This is a genomic window from Tenacibaculum sp. A30, from assembly GCF_051200845.1.
Classification (GTDB): Bacteria; Bacteroidota; Bacteroidia; order Flavobacteriales; family Flavobacteriaceae; genus Polaribacter.
Map to the genome: position 1 here is coordinate 1,871,818 of NZ_CP195160.1, position 25,452 is coordinate 1,897,269.

The following is a 25,452-nucleotide window of genomic DNA, read 5'->3' on the forward strand; positions in this document are numbered from 1 at the left end:
ATGACTTCACGTAAATTTAAATGCAAAAATACTAGATTGTAACATTACTTATATAATTTTGCACACGAAAAACATCAACTATGAACTTTAACTTTAAAGAAATTTTTACAGCCTTTATGGTATTATTCGCGGTAATTGATATTGTTGGAAACATTCCTATTATTATCGATTTACGTAAAAAAGTAGGGCATATTCAATCAGAAAAAGCCTCAGTTATTGCAGGTTTTATTATGATTCTATTTTTATTTTTAGGACAAAGACTATTAAATTTAATTGGTATAGACGTCCATTCTTTTGCAGTAGCAGGAGCTTTTATCCTATTTTTCTTAGCATTAGAAATGATTTTAGGAATTACCTTATATAGAAGTGATGATGAAGAAGAGGCTTTAAGCGCAACAGTTTTTCCGTTAGCATTCCCATTAATTGCAGGTCCAGGGAGTTTAACAACCTTACTTTCTTTACGTGCAGAGTTTAGTTTAGAAAACATCATAGTAGCAGTATTGTTAAATGTAATTGTAATTTACATCGTGTTAAAAACATCTTCTAAAATTGAACGTGTAATAGGTCCGAACGGAATTAACATTATTAGAAAAATATTTGGAGTTGTGTTATTAGCAATTGCAGTTAAATTATTTGCAGCCAATATTAAAATATTATTAGCATAAAATGAATTTTGATGTACTAGTTGTTGGAGGGGGCGTTTCTGGAATGCAATGCGCCTTAGTTTTAGGTTCTGCATTAACCAAAGAATATGCAAAAGGGAAAAAGGTTGGAATTATCATGCACCAACGAGCTTCTCATTTACAAGATGCTTTATTTAATAACGTGCTAGGTTTGGTTCCTGGAACTTTAGGGAAAGATATTTTAGAGGAAGGAAAAAAACAGCTAGAAGAAATCTATCCTGAAGTTATTCAAATTGAAAATGAAAAGGTAGTAGCGGTTTTAGATGAAGGAGAAGGGTATAAAATAATCACGAACAAAGGTGAATATACCAGTAAAATGGTTGTGATAGCACTAAACTATGCAAAACCATTTGAAATTGCTGGTTTAGAGCAATATGTAGAAAAGCACATGCGAGCAAATGCAATGAAAGATAGAATACAATTACGTAACTTTAATCACTTGATTAAAGACGGATTGTATGTATGCGGAACCTTAGCGGGTTGGCGAAGTCAATTTGCCATTGCTGCTGGAAGTGGTGCTAGCGTTGCAACAGATATTTTAACGGTCTGGAACGAAAATGTACCAACTAAAGTACACGATAAGAATAAAAAAGAATAATTATTAATAGTAGTAGATTATGAAGAAAGTAATTGGACTCATAGCAATGTTAGCATTGTTTGTGAATTGTGGAGGTAGCGATAGCGAAGTTATACCCCCAAAAGAAGAAAAGGTTGTCGCTGTAAATGACTCTTATGAAGTAACCGAAGATACAGCTTCTGAATTAAACTTCTTATCAAATGATACGTATACGCAAGGAAGTATAGAAGTGTCGTTCCCAACAACCTCTAATGAAAATGGTATTATAGTTCAAACCAACAATAAAATAACTTATACGCCAGCTAAAAGCTTTGTAGGTGCAGATTCTTTTACTTATACTATTTGTAGTACAAAAGAAGAAGATAAATGTGCAACAGCAACAGTAAGTATAACTGTTGTAGATCAAGGAAATCCAGAAGCAAAAGATGATGCTTATACTACACAAAAAAACACAGAAATTACGATTAGTAATTTCTTAGAAAATGACAGTCTAATTGATGATGCAGAATTTGAATCTATTGATAATTCTAACACAAATGGATCGGTTACCTTAAATAGCAATGGAACAATAAAATATGTGCCACAAGCTGATTTCGTAGGTAATGACACATTTACATATACAATTTGTGATGATGATACTACAAACAGTTGTTCTACAGCCACTATAACTATTAAGGTAGAAGAGCCTTCTAATAATGCAGGGAGTTTTAATATACCTTCTGAATTAGCTGAATATTATAAAAATACCGATTTTAATTTGACGGGTAATGACCTAAAAGAAGAATTAGCTACAACGATAATAGGTACACATACTACCAACTTATCATATACTCCTGGTGTATGGGATGTATTAAAACAATCTGATTTAGATCCTACAGATAATAGCAAAGTAGTCTTAATTTACGGGTATGATGATAATGACGGAAATTATGTAACAGATAGAACTCGTAGTAAAGATGCAAATGGAGGCGCACAAGGAACTGATTGGAATAGAGAACATGTATACCCTAAGTCTTTAGGAAACCCGAATTTAGGAACATCTGGACCTGGTGCAGATGCACATCATTTAAGACCTTCAGATGTTAAATTTAATAATGATAGATCGAGTAAAAAATTTGCTGCTGGCTCAGGTAATGCTGGTGATGTTTCTGGAAACTGGTATCCAGGTGATGAATGGAAAGGTGATGTAGCGCGTATGATGATGTATATGTATTTACGTTATGAGAGTCAATGTTTACCAAAAAATGTAGCTGTAGGTTCTACAGTAGCTTCTGACAGTAATATGGTTGCTTTGTTGTTAGAATGGAATGCTGATGATCCTGTGTCTGATTTAGAAATACAACGTAATAATGTTGTGGCTAATGCCCAAGGAAACAGAAATCCGTTTATTGATAATCCGTATTTAGCTACTCTAATATGGGATGGTAATGAAGCGGATAACACCTGGAAGTAACGATTTATTTTTACTATAATTGAAAAGCCTGAGCACCAGCTCAGGCTTTTTTGATTTTGTAATAAATTGAAGAATAAGTGAAATCAGATATAATTGAGCATAAAAAAACCGAAGCATTTGCTTCGGTTTTTTATCTATAGATTATTATAAAATCTTATCCTTTTAAACTTGCTTTTAAGAACTCAGAGTTCATACGAGCAATGTTTTCTAAAGAAATTCCTTTCGGACATTCAACTTCACAAGCTCCAGTGTTGGTACAGTTACCAAAACCTTCTAAATCCATTTGAGCTACCATGTTTTTAACACGTTCAGTAGCCTCAACTTGTCCTTGAGGTAATAAAGCGTATTGAGATACTTTTGCTCCTACAAATAACATTGCAGATGAGTTTTTACAAGTAGCTACACAAGCACCACAACCAATACAAGTTGCAGCATCCATTGCTTTATCAGCATCTTCTTTAGGAACTAAGATTGCATTCGCATCGGTAGTGTTTCCAGAAGTGTTTACAGAGATATATCCTCCCGCCTGTTGAATTCTTTCAAAAGAACTTCTGTCAACTACTAAATCTTTAATTACAGGGAAAGCAGCAGCTCTAAATGGCTCAATTGTAATTGTATCACCATCATTAAACATACGCATGTGTAACTGACAAGTAGTTACACCACGGTCTGGTCCGTGTGCTTCACCGTTGATATACATTGAACACATACCGCAAATTCCTTCACGACAGTCGTGGTCGAATGCTACAGGTTCTTCACCAGTGTTTACTAGTTGTTCGTTTAATACGTCCATCATTTCTAAGAAAGACATATGCTCAGAAATATCGGTCACCTTATATTCGACCATTTTTCCTTTATCGTTCGCTCCTTTTTGTCTCCAAATTTTTAGCGTAAGATTCATGTTACTCATATCTCTTTTCTTATTTGTATGAACGTTGTTTTAGTTCAATATCGTTAAACTCTAATTCTTCTTTGTGTAAAACAGCATCAGCTGGTTCACCTTTATATTCCCAAGCAGCAACGTAAGCAAAGTTAGCATCATCACGTTTAGCTTCTCCTTTTTGAGGTCCATCTAATTCAACAGACTCTTCTCTAAAGTGTCCTCCACAGGATTCAGTTCTGTTTAAGGCATCTTTAGCGAATAATTCACCTAATTCTAAGAAATCAGCAACTCTTCCTGCTTTTTCTAATTCTGGGTTCATTTCGTTAGCTTCTCCAGGAACTTTTACGTTTTTCCAGAAATCTTCACGTAACTCTTTAATTTCAGCCATCGCTTCTTTTAAACCTTGTTCGTTACGTGCCATTCCACATTTATCCCACATGATTTTTCCTAATTTCTTGTGGTAGTAATCTACAGAATGCTCTCCGTTATTGTTGATGAAGAAATCAATACGATCTTTAACCGCTTTTTCAGCTTCTTCAAATTCTTTTGTTTCAGTTGAAATTTTTCCTGTACGGATATCATTTGATAAATAATCACCAATTGTATAAGGTAACACGAAATATCCGTCAGCTAAACCTTGCATTAAAGCAGAAGCTCCTAAACGGTTTGCACCGTGATCAGAGAAGTTTGCTTCACCAATAGCGTAACAACCAGGAATCGTTGTCATTAAGTTATAATCTACCCAAATTCCACCCATAGTATAGTGCGTTGCAGGATAAATCATCATTGGTGTTTTGTATGGATTGTCATCTACAATCTTCTCATACATTTGGAATAAGTTTCCATATTTAGCTTCTACAATAGCTTCACCTAATTCAGTGATTTTAGTTGCAGAAGGGTTTTCAATACCTTTTAATTTTGCTTGCTCTTTACCGTAACGCTCAATTGCCGATTTAAAATCTAAGTAAACAGCTTCACCAGTAGCATTTACACCGTAACCAGCATCACAACGCTCTTTTGCAGCACGAGAAGCTACATCACGAGGTACTAAGTTACCAAAGGCAGGGTATCTTCTTTCTAAGTAGTAATCTCTATCTTCTTCAGCGATTTGAGTTGGCTTTAATTTTCCTTCTCTAATAGCTAATACATCTTCCATTTTCTTCGGAACCCAAATACGTCCGTCGTTACGTAACGACTCTGACATTAAGGTTAATTTAGACTGATAGTCTCCCGAACGAGGAATACATGTTGGGTGAATTTGTGTATAACAAGGGTTTGCAAAGAATGCTCCCTTTTTATGGATTTTCCAAGCAGCTGTTGCGTTAGATCCCATTGCGTTGGTTGATAAGAAATATACGTTTCCGTATCCACCAGAAGCAATTACTACAGCGTGTGCTGAGTGACGCTCAATTTCACCAGTAACTAAGTTACGAGCTATAATTCCACGTGCTTTTCCATCAACAATAACAACGTCTAACATTTCATGACGATTGAACATTTCAATCTTACCACGAGCAATTTGACGGTTCATTGCAGAATATGCTCCTAATAATAACTGCTGACCCGTTTGTCCTTTCGCATAAAAAGTACGAGATACTAATACTCCACCAAACGAGCGGTTATCTAATTGTCCACCATAATCACGAGCAAAAGGAACACCTTGCGCCACACATTGATCGATGATGTTTGCAGAAACCTCAGCTAAACGATAAACGTTAGCCTCACGAGAACGGTAATCTCCACCTTTTACAGTATCGTAAAATAAGCGGTAAAAAGAATCTCCATCTCCTTGATAGTTCTTTGCTGCGTTAATACCTCCTTGTGCTGCAATAGAGTGCGCACGACGAGGAGAATCTTGGTAAGCAAATGCTTTAACGTTGTATCCTAATTCTGCTAAAGTTGCACAAGCAGAACCACCTGCTAAACCAGTACCTACTACAATTACGTCAATTAAACGCTTGTTAGCAGGGTTTACCAAGTCGATTTTATCTTTATAAGTTGTCCACTTATCTTTTAATGGACCTTTTGGTATTTTTGAATCTAAAATTGCCATATTTAAGTGGTTTTATTAGTGGTTGAAATGGTGGAATAATGCAATGATGATAAATCCTGCTGGAATACCAATAGCATATATTTTACCAAATGTTTTCAATCCTCTGGTATATTTGTTATTTGCTCCAACTGATTGGAATGCAGAGTTAAATCCGTGTAATAAGTGTAATGCTAAGAAAACAAAAGCAATTACATAAGCACCTACTCTAAGTGGATTTACAAATTTGTGTTGTAACTCGTGGAAGTATCTAAACTCTCCATCGTGTAAACCACTCCAATCACCTTGAATGAATTTGGTGTTGATTTCTGGAAACCAAAAATCGATAAAGTGTAAAACAATAAACGCTAAAATAGCGGCTCCACTATAAATCATGTTTCTACTCATCCAAGTAGAGTTCGCAGCTCCGTTATTTTTAGCATAACTTACTTTACGTGCACTGTTGTTTTTCATTTCTAAGATGAATCCCATTACAAAGTGAAAAACGACACCAAAAATTAAGATTGGTTGCATTACATACTGTACTAAACCATTAGTTCCCATAAAATGGGATAGTTTGTTGAATGTAGCTCCGTTATCTGGAAAAATTGAGGTGATGTTAATTGCAAAATGTTGTAATAAGAAAAACATCAGGAAGAATGCCGAAAGTGCCATGGCAAATTTTCTTCCAATAGAAGATTTTAGTAATCCGCTCATTATTTTGTTGATTGATTAAATAATAAGACAAATTTAAGCGGAACGCATTACTTGAACAAACTTTACGAATTGTTTTCTTAAATATTTAGAATGGGTTTAAATAGAGGGTTGTTACTCGTTTTCAAAAAAGTCAATATCAAGTTCTTTTACCTCGTAAACAGACTTAATTTGTATACCAACATTGTATTCATGCATTAAATCAGAAAGTTTATTTCCATCTATAAGCACTATTGTATGGTGTGCATCGCTTGCTTTTTTTACCGCTTTATCATCAAATGTTGATGTTGTTACAAAAACGCCTTTCTGAGTATCTCCACTCATAGCACCAATAAAGTTGCGAATATCTTTTTCTCTTACTTTGTTTTCACCATATCTTTTTGCCTGTATATAAATTTTATCAAGTCCTAATTTATCCTCGTTAATTATTCCGTCAATTCCACCATCACCAGTTTTAGAAGTTTCTATAAAATCCCCATATCCCATTTTTTTCAGAAGAATTAATATAATTTTTTCAAAATAAAAAGGGTCTATAGACTTTAGTTTATCTAAAAGTTCTTCTTTAACCTCTGTTTCAATTTGTAAAAAACCTTCGTCAATTAAGTCTTGAGGTGAAGCATTTTCAATTTTGTGAGGAGTAGTTTCTTTGGAAGGTTTTTCTTCAGTATAAAAATTTAAAAAACTCGAAGAATTCTCAACATCTTTTAGGGTAAGTGATTTATTTACAGAGTTTATTCCTTTTTGAGTAATTTTAACCATACCTCTTTTAGGGAATTCAATAAATCCACCTTTTTTCAGATAAGATTTTCCCCATGCAATCCTATTAAGAATTAATGTATCTCCACTTTTAGTTTTCTTTTCTAATTGTTCTTTGGTTAAATCAGAATAAAATTGATTAATAATTTTTTTACTCATTTCACGATGATAAATCGTTTCACCATTTGAAAGAATTTTTAGGATAGGTATAAAGGTTTCGTGAAACTTAGGAATTTCCATAACTTTAAATATAAAATTGCAATTTCAGCTAAAGTAATACTTATAAATTTATATTTTTTTAAAAGTTTAATTAACAGTCGGGTTTAGTATAGAAGCTAGCTCCAAGGGCTTTTCTAACGGAATCATGTGTCCGCAATTTTTAATGGTAATACTCTTTCCGTTTTTAGTTGTTTGTGCAAACTCTTTTACTTTTTTTGGATTGATAAGTGCATCATTTTCCGCAGTAATAAAAAGGATAGGAATGTTTAATTTTAAAACTTCTTGTGAAATATTTATTCTAGATGAAGTAGCTTTTAACTGACGCAATAATACTTCTTTTCCTAAATCTGCATCCATTTTTTTGATGATGGAAACAATCTTGGAATTACTGTGATTATCAGGATGTAAAAATTGTTGAATTCTTGCTTGTGAGATTCCTTTATAGTTGTGTTTTTCTAAAAAATCAATGGTACTTTTTCGCAGTTGAATTTCTGAATCACTCAATCCGTCTGTGTTGGCGGCAACTATAATTAGTTTTTTTACTTTTTCAGGATGGTGTACCGCAAAGTTCATAGCAGAAAATCCGCCTAAAGAAAACCCAACAATTGTAGCTGGAGTATAAATATGATTTGCAATAATCGTATTGATTTCTTCAAAAGAGTTTGCAGGAGTAATATCAATATGGATAGGCAATATGTTTTCTAATTTCGGAAACACAAATTGCCACAAATCTACCGTACACATCGTACCTGAAATAAAGTATACCTTTTGCATTTATTGATTGTAATTAGAATTGACTAAGCATTTATTGTTTTTCCATTTTCCTTTGAGAGACTCATCAGAAATAATTTTATTATCACAAGTTAAAAAATTTCCTTTTGGGTCTTTTTTGATGATTTTTAGCTTTCCTTGATGAATGGCATTAATAACTCTGTAAATTAATCCATTTTTAGGGAGTTTTCCATTTTCTTCAGAAAGTGACAACCCTATTTCGTTATTAAACAAATCCATTTCCGAAGAAATTTCATCAGGAACAACACCGTCTTCTAATTGTTGTTTTTTAAAAGTTTGATAGTTTTCTTTCTCATGGGTTCTTCCAAGAGATCGAGCCGCATTTTTTCCAATTTCTTGTTGTAACAAAGCCATCCAAAAAGCATGACGAAACGCATCTACTTTTCCACCAGAATAATCACCATCTAACAAGGGAGAAACTCTTATAGAGTCACTTACTCTTAATGCTTCACGTGAAACAATTAAGGCTTGTTTAGCCTTGAAAGGGTGGAGTAGTACCCACTTTTTTTTAGGGGAAGATAATTTTTTAAATTCTTGCCAGTTGGATTGAGAAAACGAAGAAATATTTAAAAAAAGAAAAGTTGTGAGTAGTATTTTTTGCATTAACAATATTTTAGAGCAAAGATATAGGGTTTTGCTTGTTCTTGTTTTGTGTAAGAAAATAATGAAAAAAAAACCACGCAACGCGTGGTCAACTACACAACTAATACGTTTGTTACACTAATACAAACAACCTTTTTTGACATGGTAAAACTACAGCTAACAAGATGAATAGATATTATTTAAGTTTTAACAAAAGGTCAAATTAATGTGCTCTTTATGTTTTTAATGTTATCTAAAAACAACAGATATTATTATTTTTTAAAATAGCGAAAAGAGGGGTGGTGGTCTCCCCAAGAAATTCCTTTTCCAGTTTTAAAACCCTCTTCAACTTTTGGTTCGTCATGGTATACTGAAGAAACTGCATAAAAATCTCCTGTCATAAAAACAGGACTTTTATTATTACCGAAAACCGCAGTTTGCTCAGGGGTCATATAAAAATTATTATTAGTAGCATCGTACTCTACATATCCAGAAGCAGCTTGTGCAGCTAACCATTCTCTTGCATATCTTTCTGAAGTATTTGTTTTATCTGCCAATTCACTAGAAGATAAAGCATCAGATTCTGAAAGAGATTTGTACAATCCTAGTTTGTCACCAATAGTAACAAGAGGTCCATTAGCAGCAGCCCCCATTTCGGTAACTATTTTTCCTAATAACTCGTGTAGTTTTGTTTCGTTTAGTTCCATAATTAAATAGTTTAGTTGTTAGTAGAAAAACTAATGAGAAACAACTCGTAATTATGCATTAGATAAAGTAGAAAGCTTGCAAACTCATTAGTAACATGAGGAGCGAGCCGAATTTAAAAATAAAATAGATAGATAACAAAGGAAATCCCTGCTAATTGGCAGGGATTTTTTACTGTTTTTTACGATAAGCTTTTGTTTACTCTTTGATTTTTTGTCCTCTGCCTATTAAGAAATATAAAACAGCTCCAAAGAAGTTGGCGAATAAAACTAATAGAATCCAAAGAATTTTATCGTTTCCTTTAAATTTACTTTTTAAAATATCAATAAGAGCTACGATTGTTGGTATAATACCCAATAATATAAAGACTAAAATTAAAAGAATTTGCCAAGGGCCTATTATTCCTAAATAATTCATTTTCGATATTTTTATTTACAAATAGTTATAAAAGCAGTAGGTGCCCACCATGAATTTATTCCAAAAGAAACAGATATAATTTCGTATCCTTGAGCACTTTTCTCGTTTACTATTTTTTCAGTTTTTTCTTTCAATTCACTTGTTGACCAAGCAGAACTAAGCTTAATTATTGAGTAATTTTTCATTCTTATAAAATTTATTAGTAATAATTTGAATGCAGAATCGTAACTTCTTTTGTGTTTACTTGGAGTAAAAGATGGAAGAATTCTAGCAATTTTTGTATGCTAAAAGTAATAAAAATAGTAGAAAGAAGATTAATTTTATCAGAAACAAAAACGCCATTACAATTCTTTAAAAGTAATCATAATGGCGTTTAAAAAGTGTGGGAAATAATACTATTTATTCATAATATCTTCTATTTCGTCTGCTTCAATAGGTATGTTGCGCATTAAGTTAAAAGGCTCTCCAGTTTCTTGGATTACAACATCATCTTCTAAACGAATACCAAAACCTTCCTCAGGAATATAAATACCAGGTTCTACCGTAAATACCATATTAGCTTCCATTGGTTGGTGTAACAACCCGTAGTCATGCGTGTCTAAGCCCATGTGGTGAGAAGTTCCGTGCATAAAGTACTTTTTGTAAGCAGGCCAATTAGGATCTTCATTTTGTACATCTGCTTTGTCTAATAAGCCTAAACCTAATAATTCCGAAGTCATTAATTTACCAACTTCTACATGATAATCAGCCCAAAGAGTTCCTGGAACTAACATTTTTGTAGCATCATTTTTTACGCGGTTTACAGCATTATACACTGCTTTTTGTCTGTCAGTAAAACGACCAGAAACAGGAATAGTACGAGTCATATCCGAAGAATAATTTGCGTATTCAGCTCCTACATCCATCAATAATAAATCTCCTGCTTTACATTGTTGGTTGTTTTCAATATAGTGTAATACGTTTGCGTTGTTACCTGATGCAATAATTGGTGTATATGCAAACTTCTTAGAACGATTTCTGATGAATTCATGAATAAACTCAGCTTCTACTTCATATTCCCAAACACCAGGTTTTACGAAATCTAACACACGTCTAAATCCTTTTTCAGTAATATCACAAGCAGTTTGAATTAAATCGATTTCGATTTGATCTTTTAGTGAACGTAAACGTTGTAAAATAGGGTTGCTCTTTGCTACAGAGTGTGCAGGATATTTATTTAATAACCATTTAGTAAAACGAGCCTCACGCGTTTCAGTTTCAACAGTAGCACGGTAATGCTCGTTTGTGTTGATGTAAACTGTATCTGCTAACGCCATCATTTCAGCCAATACTTTTTCTAAATCTTGTAACCAGTGTACATTTTTAATTCCGCTAGTTTCTAAGGCTTTTTCTTTGGTTAGTTTTTCCCCTTCCCAAACAGCAATATGTTCATTGGTTTCACGTAAAAATAATACTTCACGTAAGTTTTCTTTTGGGCAATCTGGAAATAAAACCAATATACTTTCTTCTTGATCAACTCCACTTAAAAAGAAAATATCTCGGTGTTGTTCAAAAGGTAAAGTGCTATCTGCACTTACAGGATATATATCGTTTGAGTTAAAAACAGCTAAACTATTTGGCTTCATTTGCGCCATAAAGTTTTTACGATTTTTTATAAATAATTGACTGTTTATTGCGTCGTATTTCATAATGATTCAATTAAATTTGATAAAGTCCTTCAAAAATACGGAAAGAAACTGTGCAAATATTAGCCATTTGGCGCTAATTTATGTTTTTTCGAATCCTACTCATGTGTCGGGTAGAAATTCCTAAAAAGGAAGCTAAATAGTGTAGCGGAACTTCTTGAAGCAATTTAGGTTCGTTTACGAGTAGTTTATTGTAACGCTCTTCAGGTGTTAGTGTTAATAAATCAATACGGTAATCGTCAATTAAAAAAATTTGATGTTCAACTAAATTGTAATAAAACTGATGAAAAGCCTTGTTGTGTTTCATTAAATATTTAAAATCATTTATCGTAATAACCCAAAGTTTGCAAGTACTTAATGCTTTGATGTTTTTAGGGGAAGGAGTTTGTTGTAAAAAGCTTTTTAATGATGAGGTAAAACTATTTTTTAAACCTAAATAAGTGGTTTTTTCCTCTCCAGAAACAGCAACAGCATGCTGTAAAATACCACTTTCTATAAAACAGAAATAAGAGCAAATTTCTCCTTTTTCAACAAAATATTGGTTTTTTAACAAAGAAAACTCTTTAAAATACTCGACAATCTCAGGAATGAGATTGTTTAAAGCGTCGTCATTTACAATTTCTTGAAGGTGTTGTGCTACTATTTTTTTTGAAGCTTCCATTTATGGAAATAAATTTTAGCTTAAAAATATAAAAAAAGAAGCTATTTCAAAACATTTAATACCATGTCATTTTGAATGAATTTGAGAATTCTATTACAAAAAATATCCCTTAACTTGTAATAGTTAAAATTTCTCTACACGCGAAAATGACGTTTTGAAATAACCTCTTTTTGAGAGTTTATGTTTATAAGAATTATTCTAGCTCAACAGTTCCCATATCGGTGTTTTCACCTAGAACAGAATTAACCCCTTCAACAGTTTTTGGTGTTAAACCAGAAGCTTCATCTGGAGTAAAGGTTACGTTGTAAGTACCAGCTGGAACTCCGTGTAACATAAATTTACCTTCTTCATTTGTTAAAGTGGTAATTGTTTCTTCTCCAACAACAGCGCTAACTTCTACTTGATAGTCAAAAGGATTTACCATTCCAGAAATAGCACCTGAAGCAGCTTCAGTAATTACTCTAATGGTTGGTTTTAAACTATAATCTCCGTTACCTTCAACTACGATTGATTTATCAACCATAAAATCTAAGATAAATGAGTATTTAACACCACCTACTAAATCTTGGTGTACATTTAATTTTAATCCTGATTGTTGAGCACTAGGGGTTGCTAATGGATGTGTTTGTCCATCTACCACAATCGAGTTGTTGTCACCTAAAACCAAACGGATTTGGCTAATTTTTCCAGCAGGAATTTCGGTATCAACTAATAAAGCCTCAGCTCCTCCGGTTAACTCCAATAAGTCATATACTTGCGGGGTTACGTTTCCTAAGCTCTTCCAGCCGTTTTCTCCATCGCTAGCATTAATCATCACGTCTTGGACGTCGATGTTTACTGCATCATAATCTCCAGGAGCATCAACTAAGCGAACCTCTACTTGAGATGTTTTTGGATCATCGTTAGAGCAGCTAATAAAAGCGCTAAAAAAAGTTGCTAAAGCAACTAGTAAAAAAACATGTTTTTTCATAATTATATTGGTTTTGTAATACAAAATATATAACTAGATTTCTACCAAAATATTGCTTTATGTAAAGATTAAAATATCAAAACCTCTGATAACTAATTAGATAGGTTTGTTATTGAGGGGTTTTATTACTATTTCTTCTATTACGGTTGTTTCGTTTTCTAGGGGTGTGTTTTTTAGTGTCTTCAGAAGTAGTTGTAGGCTTCTTTTTTTTAGATTTTAAAGGTTTCTTAGAAGTCTTTTTTTCAGTACGCTCTGGTTTTGTACGTTCTGTAGTTACTTCATTTTTTATAGTGGATAAATCAAAACCTTCTAGCTCAGAAATAATAATTTTTTGTCCTAATAATTTTTCAATACTTTTTAAGTAAGTTTCTTCTTCTTGAGACACTAAAGAAATTGCTTCTCCACTAGCGCCTGCTCTTCCTGTTCTACCAATTCGGTGTACATAATCTTCAGGAACATTAGGGAGTTCAAAATTAATAACGTGTGGTAATAATGGAATATCCAATCCACGAGCTGCAATATCAGTAGCTACTAAGACTCGAATAGAATTGTCTTTAAAGCCTTTTAACGCTTTGGTTCTTGCACCTTGACTTTTGTTACCATGTATAGCTGCGGCAGAAATTCCTCGTTTAACTAGTTTTTCAGTTAACCTGTTAGCACCGTGTTTAGTTCGAGTAAAAATTAATACTTGACTCCAGTTTCCTTTTGAAATCAACTGACCAACTAGCTCCGTTTTTTTATTTTTTGGAACTTTATATAGTTTCTGATTTACTTTTTCAGCAGTTGTGTTTTCAGGAGCCGCTTCAACCAACACAGGATTGTGTAAAATACCTTCTGCTAATTTTTTTATTTCTTTTGAAAAAGTTGCCGAAAACAACAAATTCTGACGTTTTTGAGGTAAAAAAGAGATAATTTTTTTAATATCTCGTAAAAAACCCATGTCAAGCATTCTATCGGCTTCATCTAAAACCAAAACGTCTACACGTTTTAAAGAAAGTTGATTTTGCTCGTGTAAATCTATTAATCTACCAGGAGTAGCCACCAAAACATCAATTCCGTTTTTAAGTGTTGCTATTTGAGCGCTTGGTTTTACGCCACCAAAAATAGCGGTAGATTTAATATTTAAATGGGTGCTGTATTCGCGAACATTATCATAAACCTGAGCGGCTAATTCTCTTGTAGGTGTTAGTACCAATGCTTTGATTGGACGATATTTTGGATTCTTTTTTTCTGATATATTTTGTAAAATAGGCAAGGTAAACCCTGCAGTTTTCCCTGTTCCGGTTTGTGCAGAAGCTAATACGTCTTTGCCTTCTAAAATAACTGGAATTGCTTTTTCTTGAATGGGAGAGGGGGTTTCGTACCCTTTTTCGGTTACAGCTTTCACTAAAGCTTTTGATAAACCTAACGATGTAAATGTCATATATAATTCTTCAGTAGGGTCTAAATAAGATACTACTATGAGCTTACAAAGGTACTGCTATTTATTGGGCTTCGTCTATAAATAAAAAAGACGCCTTATTTAGGGCGTCTTTTCTTTAGCTTTAATATGTGTTTAACTTTTAGCCATGGCACCTTTAATAATACCAACAATAACCAGTAAAACAGCTCCACCAACACCACTTCCAGCAATGTTTCCGATAATACCAGAAATATCAATGTTTAGCATTCCTAATAATTGAGCTCCTAGGCCACCACCTAAAATTCCTACAACAGAGTTCCAAAGGGTGCCTAAAGAATACTTTTTTAATACAGCTCCTGCAAGATTACCACCTACAGCACCGCTTAATAAGCTAATAAGAAATTCCATAATTTATAATTTTTGATTAGTTAATTTGAATTAAAGAATGTAAAAAATAAATTATAAAACAAATAAAATCAGTTTGTTATGTGTTTCCTAAGTGAAATAAAGGATCTCCCATATTAATAATCGGAAAGTTGTTTTTAGCAATGATATAGCCATTTGCTGGAGATTTTACGGTAAAGTTTGTTTCTCCATAAGTATCCATGATATGCCCTAAAATTTCCCCTTTTTTAACTTCAGCACCGTTATGAACGGTTGGATTAAACAAACCAGCAACTTTTGCGCGAATCCAACTGCGTTTATTAATGTGAATAGAATAAGGGTTTTCAGGAACCTGAACTCTTTCGTGTATCATTTTAAAGTGTTTTAGAATACGAAGTGTTCCATCAATTCCTTGTTGAATGGCTTTTTCTTCTAAACGCAATGATTCTCCTCCTTCATAAACAATTACAGGAATATTGTTTTTATAACATTGATTTCTAAAGGACTTCGGAATAAGGCTAGAACCGAACATAAACGGAGCGCTAAAAATACTGGCTAGTTTACGTCCTATTTCATCTTGAGGTGTATATCGTATTTGTGGAAAGTTGTTGCGTTGTTCACCACCTGTATGATAATCAATAGCGAAATCTACATTGTTAGTTATTTCTTTTATCAGATAATATGCCATTCTACTGGCTAAAGATCCTGTTTTAGATCCAGGAAAGCTTCGGTTTACATCTTTACCATGCATGTCACGAGACATGTTTAAGAAACCAAAAACATTTAACAAAGGAACCACAATAACACAACCACGATGAATTTTATACGATTTGTCAATTAACATTCTTCGTACCAATTCTACGCTATTAACCTCGTCTCCATGTAAACCACCCTGTAATAAAATAGTTGGACCGACTTCATCTCCGTTAAAAATATAAACAGGAATTTCTATGAGGGTTCCTGTAGGTAATCGATCAATTGGGATTCTGATGAGTTTAGATTCACCCAGTCCTATTTTTTGCCCTCTTATTTCTATGGTTTCGTTTTTAAAGTTTTGGTCGAACATTTTCTTCTAAAAATTTAATAATAGTTTTAGCAATATTGTCTTTGGTGTACGTTTCAATTCCTTGCAAACCAGGAGTAGAGTTAACTTCAATTAATAAGGGTCCTCGTTTTGAACGTATCATATCCACTCCAGCAACAGCAAGGTTTAAGAGTTGAGTAGCTTTAATGGCAATCTCTTCTTCTTCTGGAGTTAAAGTAACTTTACATCCACTTCCTCCTTTATGAATATTTGAACGAAAATCATCGTCTAATCCTTTACGTTTCATTGAAGAAATTACTTCACCATTTACCACAAAAGCACGAATATCTTCACTATTACTTTCTTTAATAAATTCTTGCAATAAAATACCCGTATTAGAGCTGTATAAAGTATCAATAATAGAAATGGCAGATTTTTTACTTTCTGCTAAAATAACTCCTGATCCGTGTGTGCCTTCTTGTAATTTAATTATGATTGGAGCTTCTCCTAACAAATCTATTTGTTCTGTTACATTTTCAGAGTCTACAGAAAAAACAGTTTGTGGTATTGGCAATCTATTTCTGCTAGCTATTTGTAAGGTCTCTATTTTGTTTTGTGCTTTTAAAATACCAGATGAACTAGCTGTACTGTACACTCCATTTAGTTCAAACTCTTTTACAACAGCAGCTCCGTGTCTCATTGCAGAAAAGCCTATTCGAGGAATAATAACATCAGGAACATCAATAATGTCTTTACCTTGATAAATAATTGCAGGTTTGCCTTTACCTAGTTTGATAGAACATTTTAAATGATTTATAATTTCAACTTTATGACCTCTACGAAGTGCTTCTTTATATATTCTTTGTGTTGAATAAATATGTTCGCTAACAGAAAGAATAAAAATGGTCATAGCTTTATGTAATTGAGTTAACACAAATCTAATAATTTTTTGCGGGTGTATTACTTGGAGGAAATACCCCAAATTTCTGTTAATTTTTTTGAAATAGTTTTAACATACAGTATTTTCACCAGCTACTAAACCAAATAATCATGAAAACCTTAGCAAAAGTTTGTATTGCTTTGTTGCCATTTACAGTAGTTGCTCAACAACCTACTTCAGCAGAAAAAATACAAGATGCTTTGCAGCAAAAAGAAGCGTTAACAAAAAATTCCACGGTAAAAAATATTTCATTTAAAAGCATCGGACCTACAGTAATGAGTGGACGTGTGGTGGATATTGATGTGAATCCAAATGATCCAACAGAATTTTATGTAGGATATGCTTCTGGTGGCGTATGGCATACGAATAACAACGGAACTACTTTTACTCCAATTCTAGACAACTCGCCTACACAAAATGTGGGTGATATTGCTGTAGATTGGAAAAATGGAACAATTTGGGTTGGTACAGGAGAAAATAATTCTTCTCGTTCGTCGTATGCAGGAATCGGAATTTTAAAATCTACCGATAAAGGTAAAACTTGGGCAAACGTTGGGTTACCTGATTCACATCATATTGGGCGAATTTTAATAAATCCGAAAAACCCAGATGAGGTAATCGTTGGTTCTATAGGTCATTTATATTCATCAAACAATGAAAGAGGGGTTTTTAAAACTTCTGATGGAGGTAAAACATGGACAAAAACATTGTTTATTGATGAAAATACAGGAATTATAGATATTCAGCCTGTACCGAACAACTTCAATATTTTATATGCTGCTGCTTGGGAGCGTGAACGTAAAGCATGGAATTTTGATGGAGACGGAAAAAATTCAGCAATATATAAATCGACTGATGCTGGAAATACGTGGACTAAAATTTCGGATAACAATGGTTTTCCTAATGGAGATGGAGTAGGAAGGATTGGTTTAGCGGTATATGATGAAAACACGGTGTATGCTTTTCACGATAGTCAATTCCGAAGAAAAAAAGATTCTACGAAGAAAGCAAAAGGCCCAGGAGCTTTGACAAAAGAGGAGCTTGCGACAATTTCTGCAGATGAACTTTTGAATATGAAAGACAAAAAATTGAATTCATATATCAAAATGAATGGTCTTCAAGAGAAGTATCGTGCAGAAAATATTAAACAAATCATTCGTTCAAGTCCAGGAGAAATGCGACCAAGTGATTTGGTTGGTTACTTGAAAGATGCGAATGCAGCTTTGTTTGATACTCCAGTGATAGGAGCGGAGGTTTTTAAAACCATTAACGGAGGAAAAACGTGGAAGAAAACACACGAAGGATATTTAGATGATTTGTACTATTCGTATGGATATTATTTTGGTGAAGTTCGTGTAGATCCGCAAGATGAAAATGGAATTTATGTATTAGGAGTTCCAATTTTAAAATCGAAAGATGGAGGAAAAACATTTACTTCTATTAGTAAAGAAAATGTACACGCCGATCATCAAGCACTATGGGTGAATCCTAAAAAACAAGGGCACCTAATTGATGGAAACGATGGTGGATTAAATATTTCATACGATGATGGTGAAAGCTGGATTAAATTAAATCAACCAGCAGTTGGACAGTTTTATACTGTGTATGCGGATAATCAAGAAGTGTACAAGGTATATGGAGGATTACAAGACAACGGAGTTTGGGTAGGAAACCATAACGCAAAAATTGACAAAAGCTGGCATCAAACAGGACAGAACCCTTATGAAAGTTTAATGGGAGGTGATGGTATGCAGGTTGCGGTTGATGACAGAAATCCGAATATTGTGTACACAGGCTATCAGTTTGGAAACTATTATCGAATTGATAGAGCTACAGGAAAACAAACCTATATCCAGCCAAAACCAGAAAAAGACAAGCCAGCATATCGATTCAATTGGCAAACACCTATTCAGCTATCAAAACACAATCAAGATATCTTGTATTTAGGAGGAAATAAATTACACCGTTCTTTAAATCAAGGAAGTGATTGGGAAGAAATCTCAGGAGATTTAACCAAAGGAGAAAAAGAAGGAAATGTAGCTTACGGAACGTTAACTACTATTTCTGAAAGTCCATTCCAATTCGGGTTAATCTACGTAGGTTCTGATGATGGATTGGTACAAGTGACTAAAAACGGAGGAGGAAGTTGGGAGAAAATTTCCAATTCTTTACCACAAAATTTATGGGTAAGTCGTGTAATAGCTTCAAAATATAAGAAAGAACGTGTATATGTTACGTTAAACGGATACCGTTTTGATGATTTTACACCTTATGTATACATGTCTGATGACTACGGAAAAACATGGAAAAACATTAGCGGTAATATTCCAACTTCTGCGGTAAATGTGATTAAGGAAGATCCAGAAAAGGAAAACATTTTATACCTAGGCACCGATAACGGATTGTATGTTTCTTTCAACCAAGGAGAAACTTGGGAAGCGTTTAGCAACGGATTGCCGAATGTTGCAATGCATGATTTAGTGATTCAACCAAAAGCAAAACATTTATTAGTAGGTACTCACGGACGTAGTTTATACAAAGCAAATATTACTTCCTTACAAGAGTTTGATAATAAAGAAGCTATTTTTAGTATCAAGAATATTAAAAAAAGAAATTCTTGGGGAAGCTCATGGAGTAAGTGGTTAGAGCCGTATACGCCAAGTGTTAACATTCCATTTTATATAAATTCTGATAAAGAAGTCGTGTTAGAAGTATATTCTTCAGATGATATTTTGGTAAATACGATAACAACGAAAGCTTCAAAAGGATTTAACGAGGCTGTGTATGATGTTTCTTTTTCAGAAAAAGGAAGAAAGAAATACTTGAAAAAGCACAAAGATGCTGAAATTAAAGAAGCAAAGAATGGTAACTATTATTTGCCTAAAGGAAAATATAAAGTAACCATAGGCGAATTAAGTCAAACATTTGAAATTCTTTAAAAAAGAATAAAATCATAAAAGAGAAAAACAAGATTGTTGTTTTTCTCTTTTTTTTTGAAATAAAATTTACACAACTTAATAAAGAAACATTCCTATTTTTGCGGCATGGGAATTATACGTGTAAACGACATCCGATTATTTACCAATCATGGATGTTTAGATGAAGAAGCAAGAATCGGTTCAGAGTACCGAGTAGATGTAGAGGTAAAAGCCGATTTACAAAAGTCAGCACAAACTGATGAGTTAGTTGATACGGTAGATTATGTGCATTTGAATCAAATTGTAAAAGAAGAAATGGCAATTCGTTCTAAATTGTTAGAACATGTTGCTAGACGAATTTTAGAAAGAATTTTTAGAGAGATACAATTAGTTGATGAAGCGGAGGTTAGCGTAGCAAAAATTAACCCACCAATTGGAGGTAATGTTGCTGAGGTAGCAATTGTTTTATCCGAAGTGCGTAAAAAGTAAAAAAAGCTTGCAAAAAAAGATAAAAGCTGTAAATTTGCAGTCCTTATCAATATAAGGTGTCGTGGCCGAGTGGCTAGGCAGTGGTCTGCAACACCATCTACAGCGGTTCGAATCCGCTCGACACCTCAAGAAGCACATCGTTTAGATGTGCTTTTTTGTTTTTATTAACAAAATAATTCGCTAAAATTCTGCATCTTTGTCGTTATGCGAATTTATCCGATAGAAACAGGTAACTTTAAATTAGACGGAGGCGCTATGTTTGGCGTGGTTCCGAAGTCGATTTGGCAGAAGACAAATCCAGCCGATGAAAACAATATGATCTCAATGGGCATGCGTTGTATGTTGATTGAAGATGGTAATCGATTAACCTTAATCGATACAGGAATTGGAAACAAACAGTCCGATAAATTTTTTGGTTATTATTATTTATACGGAGATTTTTCGTTAGATACTTCTTTAGCAAAATACGGTTTTCATAGAGATGATATTACCGATGTGTTTTTAACACACTTACATTTTGATCACTGCGGAGGTGCAATTCAATGGAATAAAGACAGAACAGGATACGAACCAGCCTTTAAAAATGCACGTTTTTGGAGTAACCAACGTCATTGGGACTGGGCAGTACACCCTAATGCACGCGAAAAAGCTTCCTTCTTACAAGAAAACATTTTACCTATTGAAGAAAGTGGACAATTAAATTTTTTGCATTTAAACGCAAGGGATTATGTTGGTTTTGATGTGTTGTTCAAAGACGGACATACAGAAAAGCAAATGTTACCAAAAATAGAGTACCAAGGAAAAACCTTAGTATTCATGGCAGATTTATTACCAACAGCAGGTCATGTTCCGTTACCGTATGTAATGGGTTATGATACGCGTCCGTTACTTACCTTAAAAGAAAAAGAAGCTTTCTTAAAAGAAGCTGCCGATAAAGAGTTTTACCTGTTTTTAGAGCACGATGCTTACAATGAGGTAATAACTGTTAAGCACACTGAAAAAGGAGTTCGCTTAAAAGACACATTTAAATTTACAGATATTTTTAATTAAGAATAGAGATTATGAGAGTTTTAAAGCCCGTATTTTACTCGGCAATTGCAGTAGCTACTTTAGCTAGCTGTAACACAGTAAGCAAAATCCCTGTACCAGCAGGAAGCAATACCGTAGTTAATATTCCAGCAAAAAAAGCGGAGTTAACTGATTACGAACAAGAAAATTGGCAACACTTAGACTTAGCAACTGATACAATTCCTGGAATGAGCGTTAACAAAGCGTATGAGTTCTTAAAAGGAAAGAAACATGTTGAGGTTGTTGTTGGTGTAGTTGATTCGGGTACCGATTTAAAACATGAAGATTTAGTTGATGTAGCTTGGGTAAACACTAAAGAAGTTGCAGGAGACGGAATTGACAACGATAAAAACGGTTATGTTGATGATATTAACGGGTGGAACTTTTTAGGAGATTCATATAAAGAGCACTTAGAGTACGAGCGTATTTTAATGAATCCTTCTATCGCTGATGCTGAAACTTTAGCAGAAGTAGAAGCTTTTCAGGCTGAAAAAGTTGAAGAAGCTAAAAAAACAGTTAGTCGTTACGAGAACTTAAAAATGGGTGCAGTAGAGTCTGATAAAGTATTCACTAAATACTTCGGAAAAGCAACCTATACAAAAGAAGAGGTAGCAGCAATTAACACAAACGATCCTGCGTTAGGTAATGCAAAAGATTTTGCAACTAGAATGTTCGGATTTTTTGATACGTTAACTGAAGCAAAAGAATACTTTGAAAAAGGGATTAAAAATGCTCAAAAAACAATTGACGGAGAAAACTTAAAAACAGATTACCGTACAGTTGTAGGAGATAATGCTTACGATATTAACGATAAGCCAGGATACGGAAATGGTAATACAGGACACTCTGAAAAAGGAGAAGCTCACGGTTCTCACGTATCAGGAATTGTTGGTGCAACTCGTAGTAACGGTAAAGGTATGGACGGTGTTGCCAATAACGTAAAAATTATGGCAGTACGTTCAGTTTCTGACGGAGATGAGTACGATAAAGATGTTGCTTTAGGTATTCGTTATGCAGTTGATAACGGAGCAAAAGTAATCAACACAAGTTTTGGTAAAGCTTTTTCACCAAACAAAGAATGGGTTTACGATGCAATTAAGTATGCAGCTTCTAAAGATGTATTAATTGTAAATGCAGCAGGAAATGATGGTAAAAACATTGATGTTGAAAAAACATTTCCTAACGATGCACCAGATTTATTAAACGAAGTTGCAGATAACTTCTTAACAATTGGTGCAATGAGTGCTAATTACGATGAGAACTTACCAGCAACATTCTCTAACTACGGTAAAAAGAATGTAGATGTATTTGCTCCAGGAGTACAAGTATACTCAACTACTCCAGACAATGAGTACAAGAAATTCAACGGAACTTCTATGGCTTCTCCAGCAGCAGCAGGGGTTGCAGCATTAGTACGTTCTTATTATCCTGAATTAACAGCAAGTCAAGTAAAACACATCTTAATGAACTCAGGAACTAAGATTGATTTTGATGTTGTAAAGCCAGGTACAGGAGCAAGATATGGTAACGAGCCAGTAAAAGTTCCTTTCTCAGAATTATCAGTTTCAGGACGTGTTGTAAACGCTTACAATGCAGTTAGAATGGCTGATAGAATGGTTAACGGAAGAAAATAAGACTATTATAAATTAGCTAAAAAAGAGCATTATTTTTTGATGCTCTTTTTTTGTTATAATGAAAATGCTATGCAATTAGAGTTCAATAAAAAAACAGAAGAGTTAACCATAAAAGACGAAGTTCCTAAACATTCTTGGTTAATCATAATTTTAATGTTTGTTAACGGAGTTAATATGGGAGTTCAGCTATACTTAATGAGTTATCAAAATAATGAATTACTGTTTAGTTTTATGTTTTTATTAGCTTTAGTTTCGGTAGCTGTGATATTGTATTACGTTGTAAAAAGATCGTGGAAGTCTAAATATTTACTAAAAGAAATAGCAGGACTAGAAACAAAAGTAGCTTACGGAAGAGAACGTGTTTTTTTAAAGTTACAAAACGGAAGAAGACGCAGTTTTCCAATATTAAAAAATGAAGAAGAATTAAAGAGTTTGAAAAGAACACTAACCTCAATGGGAATTAAACCAGTTTAATATGAAGAAAATAATTTTTAGCCTTTTATTGTTGCCAATGGTTTCATGTGCTACAATGAAAAATGGTACCGATACTAATGTGGTAAAAGCACACGAAAATAAGCAAGCTACCAATAACGGTTATTGGCAACAGCATGTAGATTATACAATGGATATTGATATGGATGTAAAAACCTATCAGTATAAAGGAATACAAAAACTGGTGTACACAAATAATTCACCAGATGTGTTAGATAAAGTATTTTATCATTTATACTTTAATGCATTTCAACCAAACTCTCAAATGGATGTTCGTTCAAGAAACATTCAAGATCCAGATAGAAGAGTAGGAGATCGTATTAGTAAATTATCACCTTCAGAAATAGGATATATCAAAGTAAACTCTTTACAACAAAACGGAACAGCGGTAAAACACGAAACTGTTGGAACTATTTTAGAGGTTACATTAAACGAGCCAATTCAACCAGGACAAAGTGTGACATTTGATATGATTTTTGATGCGCAAGTACCAAAACAAATCCGTCGTTCGGGTCGTAATAGTGCAGAAGGAGTTGCTTTATCAATGACACAGTGGTATCCTAAAATGGCTGAATATGATTTTGAAGGATGGCACACACCTCCGTACTTAGGAAGAGAATTCCACGGAGTTTGGGGTAATTTTGATGTGACATTACATATCGACAAGAACTATGTAGTTGGAGGAACAGGATATGTACAAAATCCACAAGAGGTAGGTCATGGTTACGAAGACAAAAAGCAACCATTAAACCTTCCTTCAGGAGATAAGTTAACATGGAAATTTACAGCACCAGATGTTCATGATTTTACATGGGGGGCAGATCCAGAGTTCATTCACGATACGTATAAAATGAAAAATGGTATCGATTTACACTTCTTGTACAAAAAAACATTAGATGCTAAATATTTAGAAAACTGGAAAAAATTACAGCCAAAAACAGCTGAGTTAATGAAGTATTTCAGCAAGCATATTGGGCAATATCCATACAAACAATACTCAGTTATCCAAGGAGGAGACGGGGGTATGGAGTATGCAATGTGTACGCTAATTACTGGGCAACGTGAATGGAGAAGTTTATTCGGTGTTACTGCGCACGAGTTAGCGCATATTTGGTTTCAGTTCTTGTTAGCAACTAACGAAAGTAAGCACCCTTGGATGGATGAAGGGTTTACTACGTATATTTCAAACAAAGCTGAGAATGAAATTCTAGATGAAGGAAAGGAAAATCCACATACTGGTTCTTACAGAGGATATAATTATGTGGTGGGTAATAATATTGAAGAGCCTTTAACAACACATGCCGATAGATACCATACTAACAGAGCATACGGAGTTGCGAGTTATTCTAAAGGAAACATTTTCTTATCGCAATTAGAATATATTATTGGAGAAGAAAACGTAGCAAAAACCTTAAAAAAGTATTTTGAAGATTTTGCGTTTAAACACCCAACACCAAATGATATTAAGCGTACAGCAGAAAAAGTTTCAGGTATTCAGTTAGATTGGTACTTAAATGAATGGACGCAAACGACGCATACAATTGACTACGGAATCAAATCTGTTAACGGTAAAGAAATTACCTTAGAGCGTATTGGTCAAATGCCAATGCCTATTGATGTTGAGGTAGTTTATACTGATGGTTCTAAAGAATCATTTAATATTCCGTTACGTATGATGCGTGGAGAAAAACCAACCAATGCTACAGTTATTACCGATTGGACTTTTGCACATCCAACCTACACGTTTACTGCAAAAAAAGAGGTAAAATCAGTTGAAATTGATCCGTCTAAATTAATGGCAGATGTAAATCAAGCAAACAATTCATACGGTAAATAAAACCAAGTTATATAAAAGCTTATAAACGGAAACCCATTCAGGTTTCCGTTTTTTTGTTGTAAAAGTTTAATCCTTAGTTTTCTTTGTGTAAATATCTCACAGATTCTATGTAATTTTGTGGCTTAATTTCACAAATGA

The 25,452-nt window shown here is 33.8% G+C and carries 25 protein-coding genes and 1 tRNA gene; 10 read left to right on the forward strand and 16 right to left on the reverse strand.

Annotation, left to right across the window (positions count from 1 at the left end):
• The first annotated feature begins 80 nt into the window (after window positions 1-80).
• From ACR9ES_RS08955 to ACR9ES_RS08965, 3 genes are read left to right on the forward strand one after another with little or no spacing between them, the layout of a single operon-like run.
• Complete coding sequence (locus ACR9ES_RS08955) at window positions 81-665, forward strand: MarC family protein (protein WP_274634560.1); 585 nt, start codon at window positions 81-83, stop codon at window positions 663-665.
• Window position 666: 1 nt separating this feature from the next.
• On the forward strand, window positions 667-1,281 hold the full coding sequence (locus ACR9ES_RS08960) for an FAD-dependent oxidoreductase (protein WP_435253964.1): 615 nt from the start codon (window positions 667-669) through the stop codon (window positions 1,279-1,281).
• Between the two features lie 19 nt (window positions 1,282-1,300).
• Window positions 1,301-2,713 carry an endonuclease gene (locus tag ACR9ES_RS08965; RefSeq protein WP_435253965.1) on the forward strand — a complete coding sequence of 471 codons (1,413 nt, stop codon included), beginning with the start codon at window positions 1,301-1,303 and terminating at the stop codon, window positions 2,711-2,713.
• 154 nt (window positions 2,714-2,867) lie between these two features.
• On the opposite strand, the gene ACR9ES_RS08970 is transcribed toward ACR9ES_RS08965, so the two are convergent.
• From ACR9ES_RS08970 to ACR9ES_RS09045, 16 genes are all read right to left on the reverse strand, one after another.
• On the reverse strand, window positions 2,868-3,623 hold the full coding sequence (locus ACR9ES_RS08970; protein WP_435253966.1) for a succinate dehydrogenase/fumarate reductase iron-sulfur subunit: 756 nt from the start codon (window positions 3,621-3,623) through the stop codon (window positions 2,868-2,870).
• A 10-nt stretch (window positions 3,624-3,633) separates the two neighbouring features.
• A complete protein-coding gene (locus ACR9ES_RS08975) occupies window positions 3,634-5,649 on the reverse strand; it encodes a fumarate reductase/succinate dehydrogenase flavoprotein subunit (protein WP_274634564.1) in 2,016 nt (671 codons plus the stop codon).
• A gap of 15 nt (window positions 5,650-5,664) precedes the next feature.
• On the reverse strand, window positions 5,665-6,342 hold the full coding sequence (locus ACR9ES_RS08980; RefSeq protein WP_435253967.1) for a succinate dehydrogenase cytochrome b subunit: 678 nt from the start codon (window positions 6,340-6,342) through the stop codon (window positions 5,665-5,667).
• Window positions 6,343-6,453: 111 nt separating this feature from the next.
• Window positions 6,454-7,335, reverse strand: a complete 882-nt coding sequence (locus ACR9ES_RS08985; protein WP_435253968.1) for a restriction endonuclease — start codon at window positions 7,333-7,335, stop codon at window positions 6,454-6,456.
• 66 nt (window positions 7,336-7,401) lie between these two features.
• A complete protein-coding gene (locus ACR9ES_RS08990; RefSeq protein WP_435253969.1) occupies window positions 7,402-8,088 on the reverse strand; it encodes an alpha/beta fold hydrolase in 687 nt (228 codons plus the stop codon).
• Window positions 8,089-8,709 (reverse strand): DUF6973 domain-containing protein, encoded by a 621-nt coding sequence (locus tag ACR9ES_RS08995; RefSeq protein ID WP_274634567.1) that lies wholly within the window; start codon window positions 8,707-8,709, stop codon window positions 8,089-8,091.
• 251 nt (window positions 8,710-8,960) lie between these two features.
• Window positions 8,961-9,395 carry a hypothetical protein gene (locus tag ACR9ES_RS09000; RefSeq protein WP_435253970.1) on the reverse strand — a complete coding sequence of 145 codons (435 nt, stop codon included), beginning with the start codon at window positions 9,393-9,395 and terminating at the stop codon, window positions 8,961-8,963.
• A 196-nt stretch (window positions 9,396-9,591) separates the two neighbouring features.
• Window positions 9,592-9,810, reverse strand: coding sequence for a PLD nuclease N-terminal domain-containing protein (locus ACR9ES_RS09005; RefSeq protein WP_435253971.1), 219 nt, complete (start codon window positions 9,808-9,810; stop codon window positions 9,592-9,594).
• 11 nt (window positions 9,811-9,821) lie between these two features.
• Window positions 9,822-9,995, reverse strand: coding sequence for a hypothetical protein (locus ACR9ES_RS09010; protein WP_435253972.1), 174 nt, complete (start codon window positions 9,993-9,995; stop codon window positions 9,822-9,824).
• A gap of 210 nt (window positions 9,996-10,205) precedes the next feature.
• A complete protein-coding gene (locus ACR9ES_RS09015) occupies window positions 10,206-11,498 on the reverse strand; it encodes an aminopeptidase P family protein (protein WP_435253973.1) in 1,293 nt (430 codons plus the stop codon).
• 73 nt (window positions 11,499-11,571) lie between these two features.
• A complete protein-coding gene (locus ACR9ES_RS09020) occupies window positions 11,572-12,156 on the reverse strand; it encodes a Crp/Fnr family transcriptional regulator (RefSeq protein WP_435253974.1) in 585 nt (194 codons plus the stop codon).
• Between the two features lie 193 nt (window positions 12,157-12,349).
• Window positions 12,350-13,126: a DUF4382 domain-containing protein gene (locus tag ACR9ES_RS09025; RefSeq protein WP_435253975.1), complete on the reverse strand. Its 777-nt coding sequence runs from the start codon at window positions 13,124-13,126 to the stop codon at window positions 12,350-12,352.
• A gap of 109 nt (window positions 13,127-13,235) precedes the next feature.
• A complete protein-coding gene (locus ACR9ES_RS09030; protein ID WP_435253976.1) occupies window positions 13,236-14,549 on the reverse strand; it encodes a DEAD/DEAH box helicase in 1,314 nt (437 codons plus the stop codon).
• Window positions 14,550-14,681: 132 nt separating this feature from the next.
• On the reverse strand, window positions 14,682-14,936 hold the full coding sequence (locus tag ACR9ES_RS09035; RefSeq protein WP_435253977.1) for a hypothetical protein: 255 nt from the start codon (window positions 14,934-14,936) through the stop codon (window positions 14,682-14,684).
• Window positions 14,937-15,012: 76 nt separating this feature from the next.
• Window positions 15,013-15,978, reverse strand: coding sequence for a succinylglutamate desuccinylase/aspartoacylase family protein (locus ACR9ES_RS09040; protein WP_435253978.1), 966 nt, complete (start codon window positions 15,976-15,978; stop codon window positions 15,013-15,015).
• Window positions 15,959-16,846: an ATP-grasp domain-containing protein gene (locus ACR9ES_RS09045; protein ID WP_435253979.1), complete on the reverse strand. Its 888-nt coding sequence runs from the start codon at window positions 16,844-16,846 to the stop codon at window positions 15,959-15,961. Before ACR9ES_RS09045 ends, ACR9ES_RS09040 begins: the two co-directional genes overlap by 20 nt.
• A gap of 140 nt (window positions 16,847-16,986) precedes the next feature.
• Between ACR9ES_RS09045 and ACR9ES_RS09050 the strand changes: the two genes are divergently transcribed.
• The 7 genes from ACR9ES_RS09050 to ACR9ES_RS09080 all read left to right on the forward strand — a co-directional run bounded on the left by ACR9ES_RS09050 (window position 16,987) and on the right by ACR9ES_RS09080 (window position 25,314).
• Window positions 16,987-19,815, forward strand: coding sequence for a VPS10 domain-containing protein (locus ACR9ES_RS09050; protein WP_435253980.1), 2,829 nt, complete (start codon window positions 16,987-16,989; stop codon window positions 19,813-19,815).
• 105 nt (window positions 19,816-19,920) lie between these two features.
• Window positions 19,921-20,283 carry a dihydroneopterin aldolase gene (folB, locus tag ACR9ES_RS09055; protein ID WP_274634576.1) on the forward strand — a complete coding sequence of 121 codons (363 nt, stop codon included), beginning with the start codon at window positions 19,921-19,923 and terminating at the stop codon, window positions 20,281-20,283.
• Between the two features lie 55 nt (window positions 20,284-20,338).
• Window positions 20,339-20,409 (forward strand) — tRNA-Cys (locus tag ACR9ES_RS09060).
• Between the two features lie 78 nt (window positions 20,410-20,487).
• The gene (locus tag ACR9ES_RS09065; RefSeq protein ID WP_274634577.1) at window positions 20,488-21,333 is read left to right on the forward strand and encodes an MBL fold metallo-hydrolase; all 846 of its coding nucleotides are present in this window, start codon (window positions 20,488-20,490) and stop codon (window positions 21,331-21,333) included.
• 11 nt (window positions 21,334-21,344) lie between these two features.
• Window positions 21,345-22,985, forward strand: a complete 1,641-nt coding sequence (locus tag ACR9ES_RS09070) for a S8 family serine peptidase (RefSeq protein ID WP_274634578.1) — start codon at window positions 21,345-21,347, stop codon at window positions 22,983-22,985.
• Between the two features lie 69 nt (window positions 22,986-23,054).
• On the forward strand, window positions 23,055-23,459 hold the full coding sequence (locus tag ACR9ES_RS09075; RefSeq protein WP_274634579.1) for a hypothetical protein: 405 nt from the start codon (window positions 23,055-23,057) through the stop codon (window positions 23,457-23,459).
• 1 nt (window position 23,460) lies between these two features.
• Entirely contained in the window at window positions 23,461-25,314 is a 1,854-nt protein-coding gene (locus tag ACR9ES_RS09080) for a M1 family metallopeptidase (RefSeq protein WP_298997403.1), read from the forward strand.
• The last annotated feature ends 138 nt before the right edge of the window (window positions 25,315-25,452 follow it).

Bases quoted from the DNA above. Each gene is read 5' to 3' on its own strand.
- ACR9ES_RS08990 (WP_435253969.1), bottom strand. From the start codon at position 8,088: ATGCAAAAGGTATACTTTATTTCAGGTACGATGTGTACGGTAGATTTG.
- ACR9ES_RS09030 (WP_435253976.1), bottom strand. From the start codon at position 14,549: ATGACATTTACATCGTTAGGTTTATCAAAAGCTTTAGTGAAAGCTGTA.
- ACR9ES_RS08975 (WP_274634564.1), bottom strand. From the start codon at position 5,649: ATGGCAATTTTAGATTCAAAAATACCAAAAGGTCCATTAAAAGATAAG.
- ACR9ES_RS08985 (WP_435253968.1), bottom strand. From the start codon at position 7,335: ATGGAAATTCCTAAGTTTCACGAAACCTTTATACCTATCCTAAAAATT.
- ACR9ES_RS09035 (WP_435253977.1), bottom strand. From the start codon at position 14,936: ATGGAATTTCTTATTAGCTTATTAAGCGGTGCTGTAGGTGGTAATCTT.
- ACR9ES_RS09080 (WP_298997403.1), top strand. From the start codon at position 23,461: ATGAAGAAAATAATTTTTAGCCTTTTATTGTTGCCAATGGTTTCATGT.
- ACR9ES_RS09065 (WP_274634577.1), top strand. From the start codon at position 20,488: ATGCGAATTTATCCGATAGAAACAGGTAACTTTAAATTAGACGGAGGC.
- ACR9ES_RS09070 (WP_274634578.1), top strand. From the start codon at position 21,345: ATGAGAGTTTTAAAGCCCGTATTTTACTCGGCAATTGCAGTAGCTACT.
- ACR9ES_RS09000 (WP_435253970.1), bottom strand. From the start codon at position 9,395: ATGGAACTAAACGAAACAAAACTACACGAGTTATTAGGAAAAATAGTT.
- ACR9ES_RS08965 (WP_435253965.1), top strand. From the start codon at position 1,301: ATGAAGAAAGTAATTGGACTCATAGCAATGTTAGCATTGTTTGTGAAT.
- ACR9ES_RS09040 (WP_435253978.1), bottom strand. From the start codon at position 15,978: ATGTTCGACCAAAACTTTAAAAACGAAACCATAGAAATAAGAGGGCAA.
- ACR9ES_RS09020 (WP_435253974.1), bottom strand. From the start codon at position 12,156: ATGGAAGCTTCAAAAAAAATAGTAGCACAACACCTTCAAGAAATTGTA.
- ACR9ES_RS08960 (WP_435253964.1), top strand. From the start codon at position 667: ATGAATTTTGATGTACTAGTTGTTGGAGGGGGCGTTTCTGGAATGCAA.
- ACR9ES_RS09075 (WP_274634579.1), top strand. From the start codon at position 23,055: ATGCAATTAGAGTTCAATAAAAAAACAGAAGAGTTAACCATAAAAGAC.
- ACR9ES_RS08955 (WP_274634560.1), top strand. From the start codon at position 81: ATGAACTTTAACTTTAAAGAAATTTTTACAGCCTTTATGGTATTATTC.
- ACR9ES_RS09005 (WP_435253971.1), bottom strand. From the start codon at position 9,810: ATGAATTATTTAGGAATAATAGGCCCTTGGCAAATTCTTTTAATTTTA.
- ACR9ES_RS09025 (WP_435253975.1), bottom strand. From the start codon at position 13,126: ATGAAAAAACATGTTTTTTTACTAGTTGCTTTAGCAACTTTTTTTAGC.
- folB (WP_274634576.1), top strand. From the start codon at position 19,921: ATGGGAATTATACGTGTAAACGACATCCGATTATTTACCAATCATGGA.
- ACR9ES_RS09045 (WP_435253979.1), bottom strand. From the start codon at position 16,846: ATGACCATTTTTATTCTTTCTGTTAGCGAACATATTTATTCAACACAA.
- ACR9ES_RS08970 (WP_435253966.1), bottom strand. From the start codon at position 3,623: ATGAGTAACATGAATCTTACGCTAAAAATTTGGAGACAAAAAGGAGCG.
- ACR9ES_RS08980 (WP_435253967.1), bottom strand. From the start codon at position 6,342: ATGAGCGGATTACTAAAATCTTCTATTGGAAGAAAATTTGCCATGGCA.
- ACR9ES_RS09050 (WP_435253980.1), top strand. From the start codon at position 16,987: ATGAAAACCTTAGCAAAAGTTTGTATTGCTTTGTTGCCATTTACAGTA.
- ACR9ES_RS08995 (WP_274634567.1), bottom strand. From the start codon at position 8,709: ATGCAAAAAATACTACTCACAACTTTTCTTTTTTTAAATATTTCTTCG.
- ACR9ES_RS09015 (WP_435253973.1), bottom strand. From the start codon at position 11,498: ATGAAATACGACGCAATAAACAGTCAATTATTTATAAAAAATCGTAAA.
- ACR9ES_RS09010 (WP_435253972.1), bottom strand. From the start codon at position 9,995: ATGAAAAATTACTCAATAATTAAGCTTAGTTCTGCTTGGTCAACAAGT.